We start from the raw sequence: 14090 nt of genomic DNA on the forward strand, positions 1-14090 counted from the left end.
ATCTGGAGCCAACGAAGGGACTTGAACCCCCAACCTGCTCATTACGAATGAGCCGCTCTACCGGTTGAGCTACGTTGGCACCTGACTTCAATTCTATATTACTGCTTTTCACATGTCAATCCGTCAGGAAGCATAAGAGACGCTTCTTCTCTCTCTTATGACAGTTACCTTGATGACACCAGGGTACTCAAGTTCCTCTTCTATCTTCTTAGCAATATCGACAGCCATCTTCTCAGCCAGAAGATCGTCGACCTTCTCAGGTTCAACAATCACGCGAATCTCCCTCCCCGCTTGAATTGCGTAGGCCTTTTCTATGTGCTTGAATCCGGTCGCAATGTTTTCGAGGTTTTCCAATCTCTTTATATACATGTCGAGAGATTCTCTTCTTGCTCCGGGCCTTGAAGCGGAGACTGCGTCCGCCGCAGCTACGAGGACAGCCTCAGGGGTTAGCGCCTCGGTTTCACCATGATGGTACTGTATCATATTAATTACATGAGCCTTTTCGCCGTATCTTTTTGCTATTTCACCACCAATAATTGCGTGTGATCCCTCAACTTCGTGGTCGATCGCCTTACCTATATCGTGAAGAATCGCCCCCCTCTTCACCTTGTCAATATTCAAACCCAGTTCCGAAGCCATTAGAGCTGCCAGATGAGCCACCTCAACAGAGTGTTGCAACACGTTCTGCCCGTAACTGGTTCTGAACTTCAGCCTCCCAAGTAATTTGACAAGCTCTGGATGCATAGAGGGAATCCCTACTTTCATCAGGGCCTCCTGGCCTGCTTCCTTAATCTCGCTATAGACTTCTTTCTTCGACTTCTCGTACATCTCTTCGATTCTTGCCGGATGGATTCTTCCGTCTTCAACGAGTTTATCTAGAGTCATTTTCGCTATCGCTCTCCTAAGAGGATTGAAACAAGATACAACGACTACCTCTGGTGTATCATCGATCACAAGATCAGAACCAGTAAGCTTTTCGAAGGCCCTGATGTTTCTTCCCTCTCTTCCGATAATTCTTCCCTTCATTTCATCGGAAGGAAGACTTACTGCGCTTACAGTCACATCGCCTGTATAGTCTGCCGCGTAACGCTGCACAGAGTTCACGATGACCCATTTTGCATATCGATTTCCTTCTTCATCGAAATGATCCTTCATTTCCTTCAATCTCTGAGCAAGATCGTGCTCATAGATCTCTTCAGCTCTATTCAGGACAATCTCCCTGGCTTCTTCCATAGAAAGATTGGCCAGGCTGAATAGCTTTTTCTCCGCCTCTTCCTTCATTTCTTCAACGCGAACTCTTTCTGAATCGAGTAGCTGACGCGTCTTCTCGATAGCTTCTTCCTTTTTGTCGATGTTGTCTTCTCTTCTGGAAATCCTATCTTCCCACTGCTTCAATTCTTCACGATCTCTCTTGAAATCTTTCTCCTGCTCTTCGCGAAGTCTGTGAAGCTCTTCACGGCCTTCGATTAGAGCCTTCTTCTTCATATGATCGGCCTCTTCCTGGGCCCTTTTGATGATCGATTCAGAATCTTGCTTTGCAGATTTTAGCTGAAGCTCCAGGTCCTCCTTTGCCTTCTTTATGGCCAAGGGGGTAAGTATAAAATAAGCCAGCGCTATCCCTGCCGCCAGGCCGGCTATTATACCAATCAATAGCATCATAGTTTCTCGTCGCTGGTCCTTTAACTAACCTTCGAGGAAACCAGCTCCCTCCCTTCATGATTTCTGTTTGATCTCATCGATAATTTCGTCGATTATCGAAGACGAAAAACCCTTTCTGTAGAGTTTTCTTCTAATCTTATCAGGATCAGCATGTTCTGTGTTACCTGCCGCCTTTTTTGCAACCTCTTTCAAGTCACAATTTTCTAATTCTTTTTCCATCGAATCATCAATAAGCTCTTCCGAAACTCCAAGCTTCAGAAGTTCTTGTTTCAGTCTGAAAGGTCCCTTATAGTAAACACTCAACCCATCACTGATATAAAATCTGGCAAAGACCCTGTCGTTAAGGATGTTCTGCTCTTCCAATTTTTCAATGACCTCTTCGATCTCTTTTTCAGAATACCCCTTCTTGAGGAGATGAACCTGGATTTCCTTTCTTGATCTCAACCTGTATCTCAAATATCTCAGAGCATCTTTCAACGGATCGGAAAGCATCAGCTATCCTCGTCCTTCTCCTCTTTCTTCACTTCCAGGAGCGGCAGATTGAATTTCGTTCTCAGTCTGTTTTCCATTTCCAGCATTAACTCGGGATTCTCCTTCATGAACTCCACTCCGTTGGCCTTTCCCTGGCCAAGGCTCACTTCATTACCATCGGCAGTAATGTATGCGTACCATGCACCCTTTCTTTCTATCATGTTTTCTGAGACCGCAAGATTGAAAAGCTCATTCGCATGTTCTATCCCCTGTCCGTAGATTATGTCTACCTTCGCTTCGCGGAAAGGGGGAGCAACTTTGTTCTTGACAACTTTAATGGTTGTTTCATTCCCCAAAACTGTATTTCCTTCTCTTATCGCACTGCCTCTTCTGACTTCTAGCCTGACCGAAGCATAAAACTTAAGGGCGACACCTCCGGTAGTAGTTTCTGGGTTACCATAAACTACCCCGATTTTCATTCTCGTTTGATTGATGAATATCACTATGCATTTTGACTTGCTCACATTTCCCGAAATCTTCCTCAATGCCTGCGACATCAAACGAGCTTGCAAACCTACTTGCAACTCACCCATAGCACCCTCTATTTCAGTTCGAGGCACCAGCGCGGCAACCGAATCTACTACAATGAGGTCTACGGCATTTGATCTTATGAGACCATCTACAATATCAAGGGCCTGTTCCCCGTAGTCGGGTTGAGAAATCAGAAGATTGTCAACGTCCACGCCAAGATTCTGAGCGTAATGAATATCAAGGGCATGTTCTGCATCAATGAATGCAGCTATTCCGCCACGTTTCTGAACTTCTGCAATGGCATGTAAGGCTATTGTTGTTTTTCCGCTTGATTCCGCTCCGTAGACCTCTACAACTCTGCCTCTAGGATATCCTCCCACCGTGAGTGCGATGTCAACTGCAAGTGACCCAGTCGAGATTACCTCAATGTTTTTCCGGTCTTCCTTTTCTCCCATCAACATAACCGAACCCTTTCCAAACTGCTTTTCGATATCTTTTATCGCTCTTTCAAGTGCGTTCTTCTTATCCTTCGACAGCATGTTCAATCAGTCCTCCTTCAAAGCTGCATGTGAAGACCTTCCTGTACTTTGCTCCTTCCCTGGAGAGAATAGATTCGAATACCGTTACCTCTCCTACGGGAAAGATCATTCGCTCATCTTCAATAGTGCTTAGAAATTTGCGCCACATAGGCGGGCTGAACTTCATTCTTCCAACGGTCAAATGCGGTCTGAAATTGCCGTCAACCGGTAGGTTCATCGCCTCCAAAACAACTTTAGTTTCTCTTTGAAGGTTCAAGAGACTCTGATTCCGCTCTATTGCCACCCAGATCACCTTTGGCAACTCCTTATGTTTGAAATAACCTATCCTTCCAGTTTCAAGAGTAAACGAAGGGAAACCCCTTAACCTGCGCGATAGCATTGATGCTATCAAAGAAAGCCTCTCCGGTTCAATATTGTCAAGAAAGGCTAGTGTTAGATGTGCGTTTGTGCCCGGCACCCAAGAAGCTTTAAATCCCATCCTCCTAAGCCTTTCCGAAATACCATCTATCATCGCCGGAACTTTCTCCCCTGTATCTACTGCAATAAACGAACGCACTTCACTTCCCCTCCCAGAAAATATCAAGATTCTTATGCAGGTAGTTGGCGCCGCTTATTGCCGTGATTACCGCAATTACTATCTCTAGCCACAACATCAATCCTTTCGGAGGAATACCCCAGAGCAAACTGGAGTAAAGCAAAATCAAAAGAGTCATTTGAGAGACCGTCTTGATCTTTCCAAAAGTGTCGGCGGCGATCACCTTTCCCTTGCTCGATGCGACCATCCTGATTCCCGAAACCAGCGTATCTCTAGTAACAAGTATAAAGAGGAACCATAGACTGACTCTCGAAAGAGCCATGAAGCCCAGAAATATCGAAGTGACCAGAATCTTATCAGATATCTGGTCGAGAAATTTTCCCAAATCAGTAACCAATCCACGTTTTCTGGCAATCCTACCATCGAAAAAATCAGTCAGAGAAGCAATCAAAAAGACAACAAATGAAAAATAGTAACCAACTGTGTTCCCTGTCATTAGGAGTACAAGAGCAGGCAAGGTTAGAACCATTCTGGACAGCGTTAGAGTGTTAGGCAAGTTCATCTAGCACAACACCTTCCATATCATGTTCATAAGTTTCCGTAATTCTAGCCTTCAAGAAAACTCCTTCCTCATTATGGCCCTTCAATACGACCACTCCGTCAACTTCAGGAGCACTATTGTAAGCTCTTCCCAAAGTATAGCTGGCACCGCTTTCCTCAAGCAATACAGTCATTACCTTTCCTTTGAAGTGCGAAAGCCGTTCAGCGGAAATGGTATCCTGTTCTTCCAGTAATGTTTCGAGCATTTGTTTCGCACAATCCTTTCCGACCGTCTGCTTCTGATCAAACGCTTTTGTTCCTTCTTCCCTGGAATAAACAAAGCCTCCAAGTCTATCGAATTCTACGGTTCTCACAAAGTCTAGAGTCTCATCGAAAGTGGCTTCGCTTTCACCGGGAAATCCAACCATGACGGTAGTTCTCAAAGTGGCGTGAGGAGCCTTCTGCCGTATACCCAGAAGCATCTCAAGAAGCTCGACAGAATTCTTAGATCTTCCCATTCTCTTTAGTATTTTATCCGAACCACTCTGAACAGGTACATCAAAGTAATCTACTACTTTCGGCAACGAGATGATAGTATCCACCAAAGCGTCATCAACATGATCGGGATGAAGGTACAGAAGGCGTATCCAGAAATCACCTTCGAGATCATTCAGTTTCCTCAGAAGTCCTTTAAGATCAATTCCCTCATTCAAATCTCTGCCGTATTGTGTGGAGTCTTGAGATACCAAGACTACCTCCTTAACACCCTTTTTCACAAGAGAAAGCGTCTCCTTGACCACACTTTCCGAAGCACGACTCACCGACTTGCCTTTGAAATTGGGGATTGAACAGAAGGCGCAATCTCGATTGCACCCGTCTCCTATCTTCACGTATGCAGAATACTTCCCTGCCACTCTGTTGGAATAATCATAGACTACCTCGGGTTCTCTGAGATAGAAGAACTCTCCCCTCTCAATCAAATCCGCAAGAGTCATTGGGCTTGTAACCCCTATCAAACCGTCGATCTCAATGATCTCAGACTTCAACTCTTCAAAATACCTTTGAACAAGACAACCCACAGCAAGTATTTTGAGACCCGGATTCTTTGCTTTGAAAGAAAGGGATTTGAAGATCTCTTCGAGGCTTTCCCTTTTCGCATCGTCGACAAATCCGCAAGTATCGATGACAAGTAAGTCAGCAATCAAGGCATCATTTACTATCTCGTGACCCCTGCCTGTCATAATGCCCATGAAATTATCCATATCGGCCATATTCTTAGAGCATCCAAGTGAAAGGACTCCAAATTTCATAGTCTTTCCTTTCGCTTCAGGAGATACAACTCTCTTATTCTCATCAATTCTTCGATGTACTCTCTATCCCTGTAGTTAGGATACGTATATGGAAGCGGTGTGAAAGAACCGTTGACAAACATGAGAGTAATTTCTGCAGAGATGCCGTCCCACAAATAGATTCGATTTGCCCAGTGCTTTGTGGAAGCAAGAACGAACTGCGCATGGTGGACATAACCAGGATCAAGATTAACTTTTCGCTTCCCTTCAAGTCTGAAGTCTTCTTCGATCCCATTGGTAATCTTCTTTATCAATGAAAGTTGCTGAGGATGAACCAGCCTCTTGAAGGAGATCAGCTTGCCTTTGAGATTGTATCCCATTTCATCGTTATAGTAAGATGTGTACTTGTCGAAGTCCAGAGACCTCGATATATAATCTGCCGGTCCAAACTTCCTCTCAAGAACTGGCTGAATTTCCTGAAGCCTGTAATCTATGTATGAACCGAACACAAAGACAACGAGATTCACCATTTCTGTCTTTCTATAACTCCCCATCACCTTACACTCACTTCCGCCAGTGGAATACTCACGTTGACAATCTTTCCGCCACCCATTATTGAGTACCTTCCGGGCAGCTCTTGTTCAACGAAAAGTCTATCGTTTCGTTTTATCTTCAGTACCAGGTTTTCTCCGGGTTGAAGCACATATCCTTCATCATTAAAAAGCACTCTCAATCGGCTAGTGATATCAAAAAAACCAACTTCAAATTCGGTAGACTGCGCCTCTTTTACATACCTACAAATAAAGAGAGTTTCTACGAAAAGGAAGAGAGACAAAATCAGCAGTATTACCGACGCAAATTGACTATTCAATGCAACTCTCTTTCCCATAAAAACTGCTCCAGTCTATATTATGAACATTCCAAGAGTAATTATAGCACGTTGATGTATGACATTTTTTGAGTGACTCGATCAAAGGTAGTTAATGCCTCCCCGTGTTATAATTTTCGGGAAGAAACCGGCCGGGAGGTTGATTAACAATGGACAGCAGGAGGATCCCCAAACCTACTATCAAAAGGCTTGCCGTATACCACAGATGTCTGGAGAATTTGGTGATCTCTGGTGTGCCTAACGTCTCTTCAAAGGACCTTGCGGAAAGACTTGGAATCAAAGCCAGCCAGGTCAGGAAAGACCTGTCATATTTCGGAGAATTCGGAAAGAGAGGCGTAGGTTATGGCACCGAGCTTCTGCTTGACAGTATAAGCGAGATACTTGGAATCAGGAAGAAATGGAATACTTGCATCGTTGGAATGGGTAACCTGGGAATGGCTTTGGCCAACTATCCGGGCCTTTCCAGCTCAGGTTTCATCACAAGGGCTCTGTTTGACAACAACCCTAATAAGATAGGAATTCCCATGCCAAATGATCTTGTAATCGAATCTACTTCATTGCTAAAGGATATTGTCAGAGAAAGAAATATTGAGATTGGTGTCATAACCGTCCCCGCAAATGCTGCGCAAAGCACTGCTGAGCTGCTGATCGAGGCCAGAATAAAGGGAATAGTCAATTTCGCTCCAGTGAGACTCTCATTGCCTCCAGAAGTAAGAAATGAAGAGATCGATATATCTGTCTCTTTCAGGTCGCTGGCCTTCAACATGACTTTTGGATCTTCAAAAAGGGGAAGAATACGGTAATGGTACTTGTTTCGATAATCGGTGGCAGTGGTTCAGGCAAGACTTCGGTCACCAACGTCATCTACAACCACTTCAAAGATAGAGCTGCAATACTCTCGATGGATGATTACTACAAGAACCTCGATCCCGGGACAGATCCAAGAGAGTTCAATTTCGACTCACCAAGAGCATTTGATTTCGAACTCTTTGAACAGCACCTGAAATCAACTAAAGGGAACAAAAGCATTATGGTTCCAGTCTATAGTATGGTTACTTACCGACGGGAAGAAGGAATATGTAGAGAGTTCAAACCAAAACCTCTGGTTATTGTTGAAGGGCTCCTCGTTATGTTCAAAAAAGAGATGAGAGATCTCTTTGATTTTTCTATCTACATAGATGCTCCTGCCGATGAAAGGCTGATTAGGAGAATAGAGCGCGATACCAAGGAGAGAGGAAGGTCTGTGGATAGCATAATTGAACAGTACAGGAAGTTTGTTGCCCCTTCCTTTGAGAGCTTCATAGAACCGCAGAAATACTTTTGTGATATAGTTTTACCTGACGGAGCCGCTAACACTACTGGGCTCAACGTAATAATAAACGCTATTGAAAACATGTTGAACAAGTGATCGGGCTGGAGGTGTGAAGTGCCAAAGAGTATGCTCTCGGTCATTGTCTTTCTGGCAATCGCTGTTCTTTCCTTTCCCTTTAGCCAGAAACTGATTGTCGAGGACTTTAAGACTTATGTAGATGACTACAGCCAGCAAGAGCCACAGCTACCGAAAGTCGTCAAACTTATTGAAGACCTCGATTATCTGTCGGTTTACAGATTGTACAAGCTTCAAATGGTAGGTAGTATTGAGAAAAAAGAGAGTTCGACAACAATCGCAGGACTCCTCACAAAGCATCTTGATGCATTCGGTGAAGAGGACTTCCGTGATAGCGACGACAGAATTGCTTACAGCGCTTTTCTAGCGTGGGTTCTTTCGGACATTTCGGGAAAGGCGTTTGAGACATACTCGCTTAATGAAATGCCCGCCTACCTCGAAGTCTTCAATTCTTACTCCTCAAGAGTGCGCAGTATGGCCGAGGTTGTCTACAAGGAGTGGATTGCCTATTCTTTGGGTCTAATGAAGGAGAAACCTGGAGCATTTCCTGATGTGCTAAAGATATCTAACTCATTCTCCTCTTTCAATTTGAAAGTTGACGCTCCAGTTGAGTGGGAGCGGGAAATACTAAGTCTTTCCGACAACAGAATAATCGATGCGCTTAACGAGACTGTAGCCAAGATTAGTTCGAAAGAGTACAGTGTGAGTACTCTTGTTGAAGAAGAAATCAGCAGATTGGCAATACAAACAGCCATGGATCTCTCTCAAATTGGCGACGCCGAAATGATGTCTGCCGGAAGAGAGCTTTTTCGGCTGTGGCTTCTAAGATCCATGGGTCTGATTGAATATGCGCCTTTTTTCCCCGAGTCGATCGCTGTGAGAGAAAAGGAAATTGCTGGATTTCAGCTGGATATTGAACCCGTGGACTCCAAGTATCAAGTTCTCATCGACTCGCTCGAGCAGAATCCTGAAGTCAGGACACAGGTAATTGAAAAGATCGAGATGGGAGCTCAGCTTCTTTCGATGAAGCAATTCACTCCCGTAGGTCTAATCGAAAGCGATATCGCAGACGAAGTAAGGAAGATAGTTCCAATACAGGCAAATATAATGGGTGGAATAAGGAACGAACTCTCTGCCAATCTGGTTCTGAGTGTAGAAAAGAGCATCGATCTCTGGTGGCTAAGGGTAATTGTGTATGCTTTGTTAGTAATACTGGCATTCACAGTTCTGCCTTCCATCAAGAAGTATCTGGTCGGCTTAATAATACTTCTTGAAACGCTTTATATATTTTTCATAGGCAACATCGCTGCCGGAATCTTTGACCTCTCGCTTCACTCAATAGTCGCGCTTCCAGCCTTTACCTTTATATTTGTACTAACTGTCTCCTCTCTGCTCAACAAAAGGAAAAGAAGCAGGATTCTTGTCCTGAAGTTGCTCCTGCTTGTCTTGATCTCGATACTTCCCTTCCTCAATCTTCTTAACGAGCAGCCAGAGATAGCTATGGACAGCTTCGAGGGATTTTATGACTCCGTGTATTATACGACTCTGAAGAACGATGTGTTTCTAGCTCCGGAATCGATGATTAGGCTGCAGACAAGAGATCTGAACTCTCTTGTTTCAAGTGAGCTGAACACTCTCAAAAGAATTCTGAGAGTGGTAATTCCAAATAAGATGAATTCGTTCTCCACAGCTGCCGGAATGAGTTTTAGCGTCGATAGCAATGGAAGACTTAGAGTTGCGGCTCCTGCCTTCAGCGAGTATTTCTCCATAGAGAATCAAACCACCTATATTTCCGAGCTTCAGGGTCTCACAAAGGACATCGATAGCTTCATAAGGGATAGCAATAGAAATAGCAGGAGCTATTCAACCTCGGTATCAACTCTGATCGCCACAGCAGAAAGGATCGTCACTTACGCTGGACAGAAGATGAGGGAGGATTTCACCAATTCGCTCGAAACGGAGCTTGGATCTAAACCCGAACTGGCAATTGCTCTTAATGACTATCACGAAGAGATTGATCCCCTTCTCGAAAACAATCCCTCTCCAGTACCTGTTAAAGTCTATAGAGTTCGTGAATTTGCTGCACTCATAGTCGCTCTCCTGTTGCTTGCAATTACCTTATTCGTTGTCAGGAGACCAATAATCTCCTACATTAACCTGGCAGTAATCGTCGTCTATTTCTTCTTGGTTTTGCCAGGAATCAGCAGCTTGAATCTCTTTGTTCAAGGCGGGTCTCCAATCCTAAGAGTGACCATTAACCCCTCAATAAACGTTTTGTTTTTGATTGTTTTTGCGGGTATAATTGTTTTATCAGTTCTATGGATCTTACTATCTCATAAGAAAGGGAGTGTTGGTAAATGAAACTAAGATTATTGCTGGTGTTCTCACTGATTCTCATGATTGCCCTCCCAGTAATGGCAATGAAGGTAATCATGGTTACTGACGTCGGCGGACTTGGAGACAAGTCTTTTAACGACGGAACATGGGAAGGAATTGTCAAGGCTTCTGATTTCCTTGGATTGGAAAGGGAAGTAGTTCAATCCAAAGAGCAGGCCGACTACATACCGAATCTATCCAACGCCGCAAAGGAAGCAGACATCATTTTCGGAGTCGGTTTCATGATGGCCGATGCGCTTTACAAGGTTGCTCCTCAGTTTCCAGACACCTACTTCATCGGTATCGACATCGATCCGATCGAGAATATGCCAAACAACGTGGCAACATATCTATTCAAAGAACAAGAAGGGGCTTTCCTAGTAGGCTATGTAGTAGCCGCTATGACTAAGACAAACATGGTAGGGTTCGTTGGAGGTCTCCCAATTCCTCCGGTCGAAAGATTCCGCTACGGCTATGAGGCCGGGATCAGGGTTTACGAAGAGCTTCACGGAAAGACCATAAGCATGCTTCAGGGATACACTATGGACTTCAACGATCCAAAGAAGGGTAAGGATCTCGCTCTCGCCCAGTTCGCAGAAGGAGCTGACATTGTCTTCCACGCGGCAGGTGCATGTGGAAACGGAGTAATTGAAGCCGCTGCTGAAAAGGGCGAAGGCTTCTTTGCAGTAGGAGTTGACGTTGATCAGGACTATATGGCTCCTGGAAGAGTTCTTACCAGTTCAGTAAAGAGAGTCGACATGGCTTCTTATCAGGCCGTAATGAGCATTGCCCTCGGTACTTTCGAATCCGGCACGAAGACCCTCGGTATTAAGGACGAAGGTGTTGGAATCAGCCCTATGACTTATACTAAGGATGTTGTAGGACCAGTTATCCTTTCCGAAGTTGAATTCCTAAGAGGTCTTCTTAAGTCTGGAGCATTTATTGTTCCAGATACACAGGAAAAGCTGGATGCATTCGTTGTCCCAGAAATAACCCTTCCGTAATGGAAGCTCTTCACACAATCGTGTGATATCAAAGATCGGGAGAGTAAACTCTCCCGATCTTTCGTATCATGTACGATGGAGGTGAGCGTATGAAAGAAAACAACGTTGAAAACCTCGATCTCTCCGGCATTGCAGTTGCAATGAAGGGAATAGTAAAGACATTCCCTTCCGTTGTCGCTAATGATCATGTTGATTTCCAAGTCAGACAGGGTGAAATACATGCACTTGTTGGCGAGAATGGTGCGGGAAAGTCGACTCTTATGAATCAGTTGTATGGACTGTATACTCCTGACGAAGGACAGATTTTTATAAATGGCAAGAGGACTGTAATCAATGAGCCAAAAGACGCTATTGATATGGGCATTGGTATGGTTCATCAGCATTTCATGCTTGTGGACAATCAGACTGTAGCTGAAAATGTAGTCCTCGGTTCGGAACCGAAGCGCGGTCCTATAAAACTCTTCATGGACACCGGAAAATCACGGAAAATCGTTGTGGAATTGTCAAAAAAGTTTGGATTGGCCGTTGACGTAGATTCGTATATCGAAGATATCCCAGTTGGAATGCAGCAGAGAGTTGAAATTCTGAAAATCCTCTACAGAGGCGCTGAGATTCTGATTTTCGATGAACCGACAGCCGTTCTCACTCCCCAGGAAACTGAAGAGCTTTTCAAGATACTCCGCGTACTTAAAGAAAATGGTAAGACTATCATCTTCATTACTCACAAACTGAACGAAGTAATGGCAATAACCGACAGAGTAACGGTAATGAGACTTGGTAAAGTTACTGGTCAAGTGAATACGAAAGATACCAACCCAAGACAGCTCGCCACCATGATGGTCGGAAGGGAAGTCCTTCTACGAGTGGAAAAGAAAGAGAAGCAGGCCGGCGAGACTGTACTCGAGGTAAGAGACCTCCATGTCAAAGACAACAGAAATCTATATACTGTTAACGGAGTCTCTTTTTCGGTTCGTCAAGGCGAAATCGTAGGAATCGCCGGTGTTGCAGGCAACGGTCAAACAGAGCTCATTGAGGCAATAACTGGTTTGAGGAAGGTTGAAAAAGGCAATGTCTTCCTCAACGGCAAGGATCTTACCAATCAAACCGCACTTGAGATTAGGGAGACAGGTTTGACTCATATTCCGGAGAACAGACTCAAACGAGGCATGGTAACTCAGTACCCCGTATTTTACAACCTTATTCTTGGCAAACAAGACGAAGAACCATTTTCTCAGGAGGGGTTTATCAACCTGAAAGCCGTGAAGGAGTTTTCCAGGGAAGTTGTGGATACCTTCGATGTCAGGCCAAAGAATATCAACATGCTTGCCGGAAACCTCTCAGGCGGGAATCAGCAAAAAGTAGTAGTTGGGCGCGAACTGAGTGTCGTTCCTATAGAACCGAAAGTTGTGGTAGTCTCTCAGCCGACGAGAGGACTGGATATAGGAGCCATCGAGTTCATACACACAACTCTGATCTCAATGCGTGACAAGGGTATTGCAATGCTCCTGATTTCAATGGAACTGGACGAAATCTTTTCCCTTTCCGACAGAATACTTGTCTTCTATGAGGGCGAAATAATGGGGGAAGTAACTCCAGATGAAGTCGATCGAGAAGAAATCGGACTGATGATGGCCGGTCACAAAAAGGCCGAAGTCGTCAGGGAACGGAGTGATGAAGGATGAATACAAGCAAAATTTACGCACTATTAGTACCTGTTGTCTCCGTTATTATAGCTCTCCTGATCGCCTCCATTATTATCATAATGATCGGAAAAAATCCGATAACGGCCTATTCCATAATGCTTGACGGTGCATTCGGCAGTCAGGAAGCAGTCGCGGATACAATTATGAAGATGACACCTCTAATTCTAACCGGCCTTGCAGTCGGGTTCGGTTTCAGAGCCGGGGTTTTCAACATAGGTGCAGAGGGCCAAATGACAATGGGAGCGCTCATTGGCGCCATCGTAGCTATGAATATTGGCGGAATGCCCTCGGTAATCGCTATTCCTCTTTCAATACTTGTGGGAATGCTTGCGGGTGCCTTTTGGGCGTCCATAGCCGGCTTTCTTAAGGCATTCACGGGCGCACACGAAGTTATCTCGACGATAATGCTCAACTGGATTGCTGCAAACATTGCCTCTTTTATGGTAACTGGACCTCTTGCGGTGGGCTCGGGTACTCCTAAGAGCCCTGAAATCGCAGAAGCGGCCAAGCTTCCAGTGATACTGAAGGTTCAAGCTACAGAACTGAGTATTGGGATTTTTATTGCCATCGTTGTGGCAATAATCATGTACATCTTGATAGAGAAGACTACGACTGGATACAAGCTAAAGGCCGTTGGGTTCAATCCTCATGCAGCAGAGTACGGTGGTATTAGCATAAGAAGGAGTATAATTCTAACCATGGCGATCAGTGGTGCTCTTGCCGGAATGGCAGGAATTGTTGATCTTATTGGGGTCCCGCCTCACAGATTTGTCGGCGAACTGACCGGTGGAAGGGGATTCGATGGGATCACAATAGCTCTGATCGGCAGAAACAATCCTATCGGTATAATTTTCGCCGCTCTACTTATCGCTGCCCTTAGGACTGGATCAAATGCGATGCAAATTAGAGCCCAGATACCAAACGACATTGTTTCAATAATCCAGGGGATAGTAATCTTTCTTGTTGCAGCTGAAAGGATCGTATCTACACTCTTATCCTGGAGGCGGAAGAAAGGAGTGACTGCAATATGAGCTGGATCGAAGCGATCTTTGCTATACTTGTCAACCCTTTGTTCTACAAATTGACTCTGCTTTCCGCAACTCCTTTGATTTTCGCCTCTCTCGGAGGTACATACAGCGAAATCACTGGAGTTACGAATATTGCTCT

14 protein-coding genes, 1 tRNA gene and 1 pseudogene are annotated in these 14090 nt (G+C 44.6%); 7 read left to right on the forward strand and 9 right to left on the reverse strand.

What is annotated here, in order from left to right:
- Window positions 1–3: 3 nt before the first annotated feature.
- The 9 genes from B3K42_RS02320 to B3K42_RS02360 form a co-directional block, all read right to left on the reverse strand.
- Window positions 4–79: transfer RNA gene (locus tag B3K42_RS02320), tRNA-Thr, on the reverse strand.
- A 44-nt stretch (window positions 80–123) separates the two neighbouring features.
- Window positions 124–1659 (reverse strand): ribonuclease Y, encoded by a 1536-nt coding sequence (rny, locus tag B3K42_RS02325; protein ID WP_414674488.1) that lies wholly within the window; start codon window positions 1657–1659, stop codon window positions 124–126.
- A 54-nt stretch (window positions 1660–1713) separates the two neighbouring features.
- Window positions 1714–2151 (reverse strand): regulatory protein RecX, encoded by a 438-nt coding sequence (locus tag B3K42_RS02330; protein WP_292596547.1) that lies wholly within the window; start codon window positions 2149–2151, stop codon window positions 1714–1716.
- Entirely contained in the window at window positions 2151–3200 is a 1050-nt protein-coding gene (gene recA / locus B3K42_RS02335; RefSeq protein WP_292596572.1) for a recombinase RecA, read from the reverse strand. Before recA ends, B3K42_RS02330 begins: the two co-directional genes overlap by 1 nt.
- Complete coding sequence (thpR, locus tag B3K42_RS02340) at window positions 3184–3756, reverse strand: RNA 2',3'-cyclic phosphodiesterase (protein ID WP_292596549.1); 573 nt, start codon at window positions 3754–3756, stop codon at window positions 3184–3186. The genes recA and thpR overlap by 17 nt, the downstream gene beginning before the upstream one ends.
- A 1-nt stretch (window position 3757) precedes the next feature.
- The gene (gene pgsA / locus B3K42_RS02345) at window positions 3758–4297 is read right to left on the reverse strand and encodes a CDP-diacylglycerol--glycerol-3-phosphate 3-phosphatidyltransferase (RefSeq protein WP_292596551.1); all 540 of its coding nucleotides are present in this window, start codon (window positions 4295–4297) and stop codon (window positions 3758–3760) included.
- Window positions 4284–5585 carry a 30S ribosomal protein S12 methylthiotransferase RimO gene (rimO, locus tag B3K42_RS02350; protein WP_292596552.1) on the reverse strand — a complete coding sequence of 434 codons (1302 nt, stop codon included), beginning with the start codon at window positions 5583–5585 and terminating at the stop codon, window positions 4284–4286. Before rimO ends, pgsA begins: the two co-directional genes overlap by 14 nt.
- A complete protein-coding gene (locus B3K42_RS02355) occupies window positions 5582–6118 on the reverse strand; it encodes a DUF4416 family protein (protein ID WP_292596573.1) in 537 nt (178 codons plus the stop codon). The genes rimO and B3K42_RS02355 overlap by 4 nt, the downstream gene beginning before the upstream one ends.
- Window positions 6118–6453: a hypothetical protein gene (locus tag B3K42_RS02360; protein WP_292596553.1), complete on the reverse strand. Its 336-nt coding sequence runs from the start codon at window positions 6451–6453 to the stop codon at window positions 6118–6120. The genes B3K42_RS02355 and B3K42_RS02360 overlap by 1 nt, the downstream gene beginning before the upstream one ends.
- A gap of 149 nt (window positions 6454–6602) precedes the next feature.
- On the opposite strand from B3K42_RS02360, the gene B3K42_RS02365 reads away from it, so the two are divergent.
- From B3K42_RS02365 to B3K42_RS13710, 7 genes and pseudogenes are all read left to right on the forward strand, one after another.
- Window positions 6603–7256 carry a redox-sensing transcriptional repressor Rex gene (locus B3K42_RS02365; RefSeq protein ID WP_292596555.1) on the forward strand — a complete coding sequence of 218 codons (654 nt, stop codon included), beginning with the start codon at window positions 6603–6605 and terminating at the stop codon, window positions 7254–7256.
- On the forward strand, window positions 7256–7861 hold the full coding sequence (gene udk, locus B3K42_RS02370) for a uridine kinase (RefSeq protein ID WP_292596556.1): 606 nt from the start codon (window positions 7256–7258) through the stop codon (window positions 7859–7861). The genes B3K42_RS02365 and udk overlap by 1 nt, the downstream gene beginning before the upstream one ends.
- Window positions 7862–7879: 18 nt before the next feature.
- Window positions 7880–10201, forward strand: a complete 2322-nt coding sequence (locus B3K42_RS02375; protein WP_292596558.1) for a hypothetical protein — start codon at window positions 7880–7882, stop codon at window positions 10199–10201.
- Complete coding sequence (locus B3K42_RS02380; protein WP_292596560.1) at window positions 10198–11220, forward strand: BMP family lipoprotein; 1023 nt, start codon at window positions 10198–10200, stop codon at window positions 11218–11220. Before B3K42_RS02375 ends, B3K42_RS02380 begins: the two co-directional genes overlap by 4 nt.
- An 89-nt stretch (window positions 11221–11309) precedes the next feature.
- The gene (locus B3K42_RS02385; protein WP_292596562.1) at window positions 11310–12902 is read left to right on the forward strand and encodes an ABC transporter ATP-binding protein; all 1593 of its coding nucleotides are present in this window, start codon (window positions 11310–11312) and stop codon (window positions 12900–12902) included.
- Window positions 12899–13954 carry an ABC transporter permease gene (locus B3K42_RS02390; RefSeq protein WP_292596564.1) on the forward strand — a complete coding sequence of 352 codons (1056 nt, stop codon included), beginning with the start codon at window positions 12899–12901 and terminating at the stop codon, window positions 13952–13954. Before B3K42_RS02385 ends, B3K42_RS02390 begins: the two co-directional genes overlap by 4 nt.
- Window positions 13951–14090 (forward strand): annotated as a pseudogene (locus tag B3K42_RS13710) (ABC transporter permease); the annotation flags it as partial. The gene B3K42_RS02390 and the pseudogene B3K42_RS13710, both read left to right, overlap by 4 nt.

The sequence above is a fragment of the Mesotoga sp. UBA6090 genome, from assembly GCF_002435945.1.
Lineage (GTDB): Bacteria > Thermotogota > Thermotogae > Petrotogales > Kosmotogaceae > Mesotoga.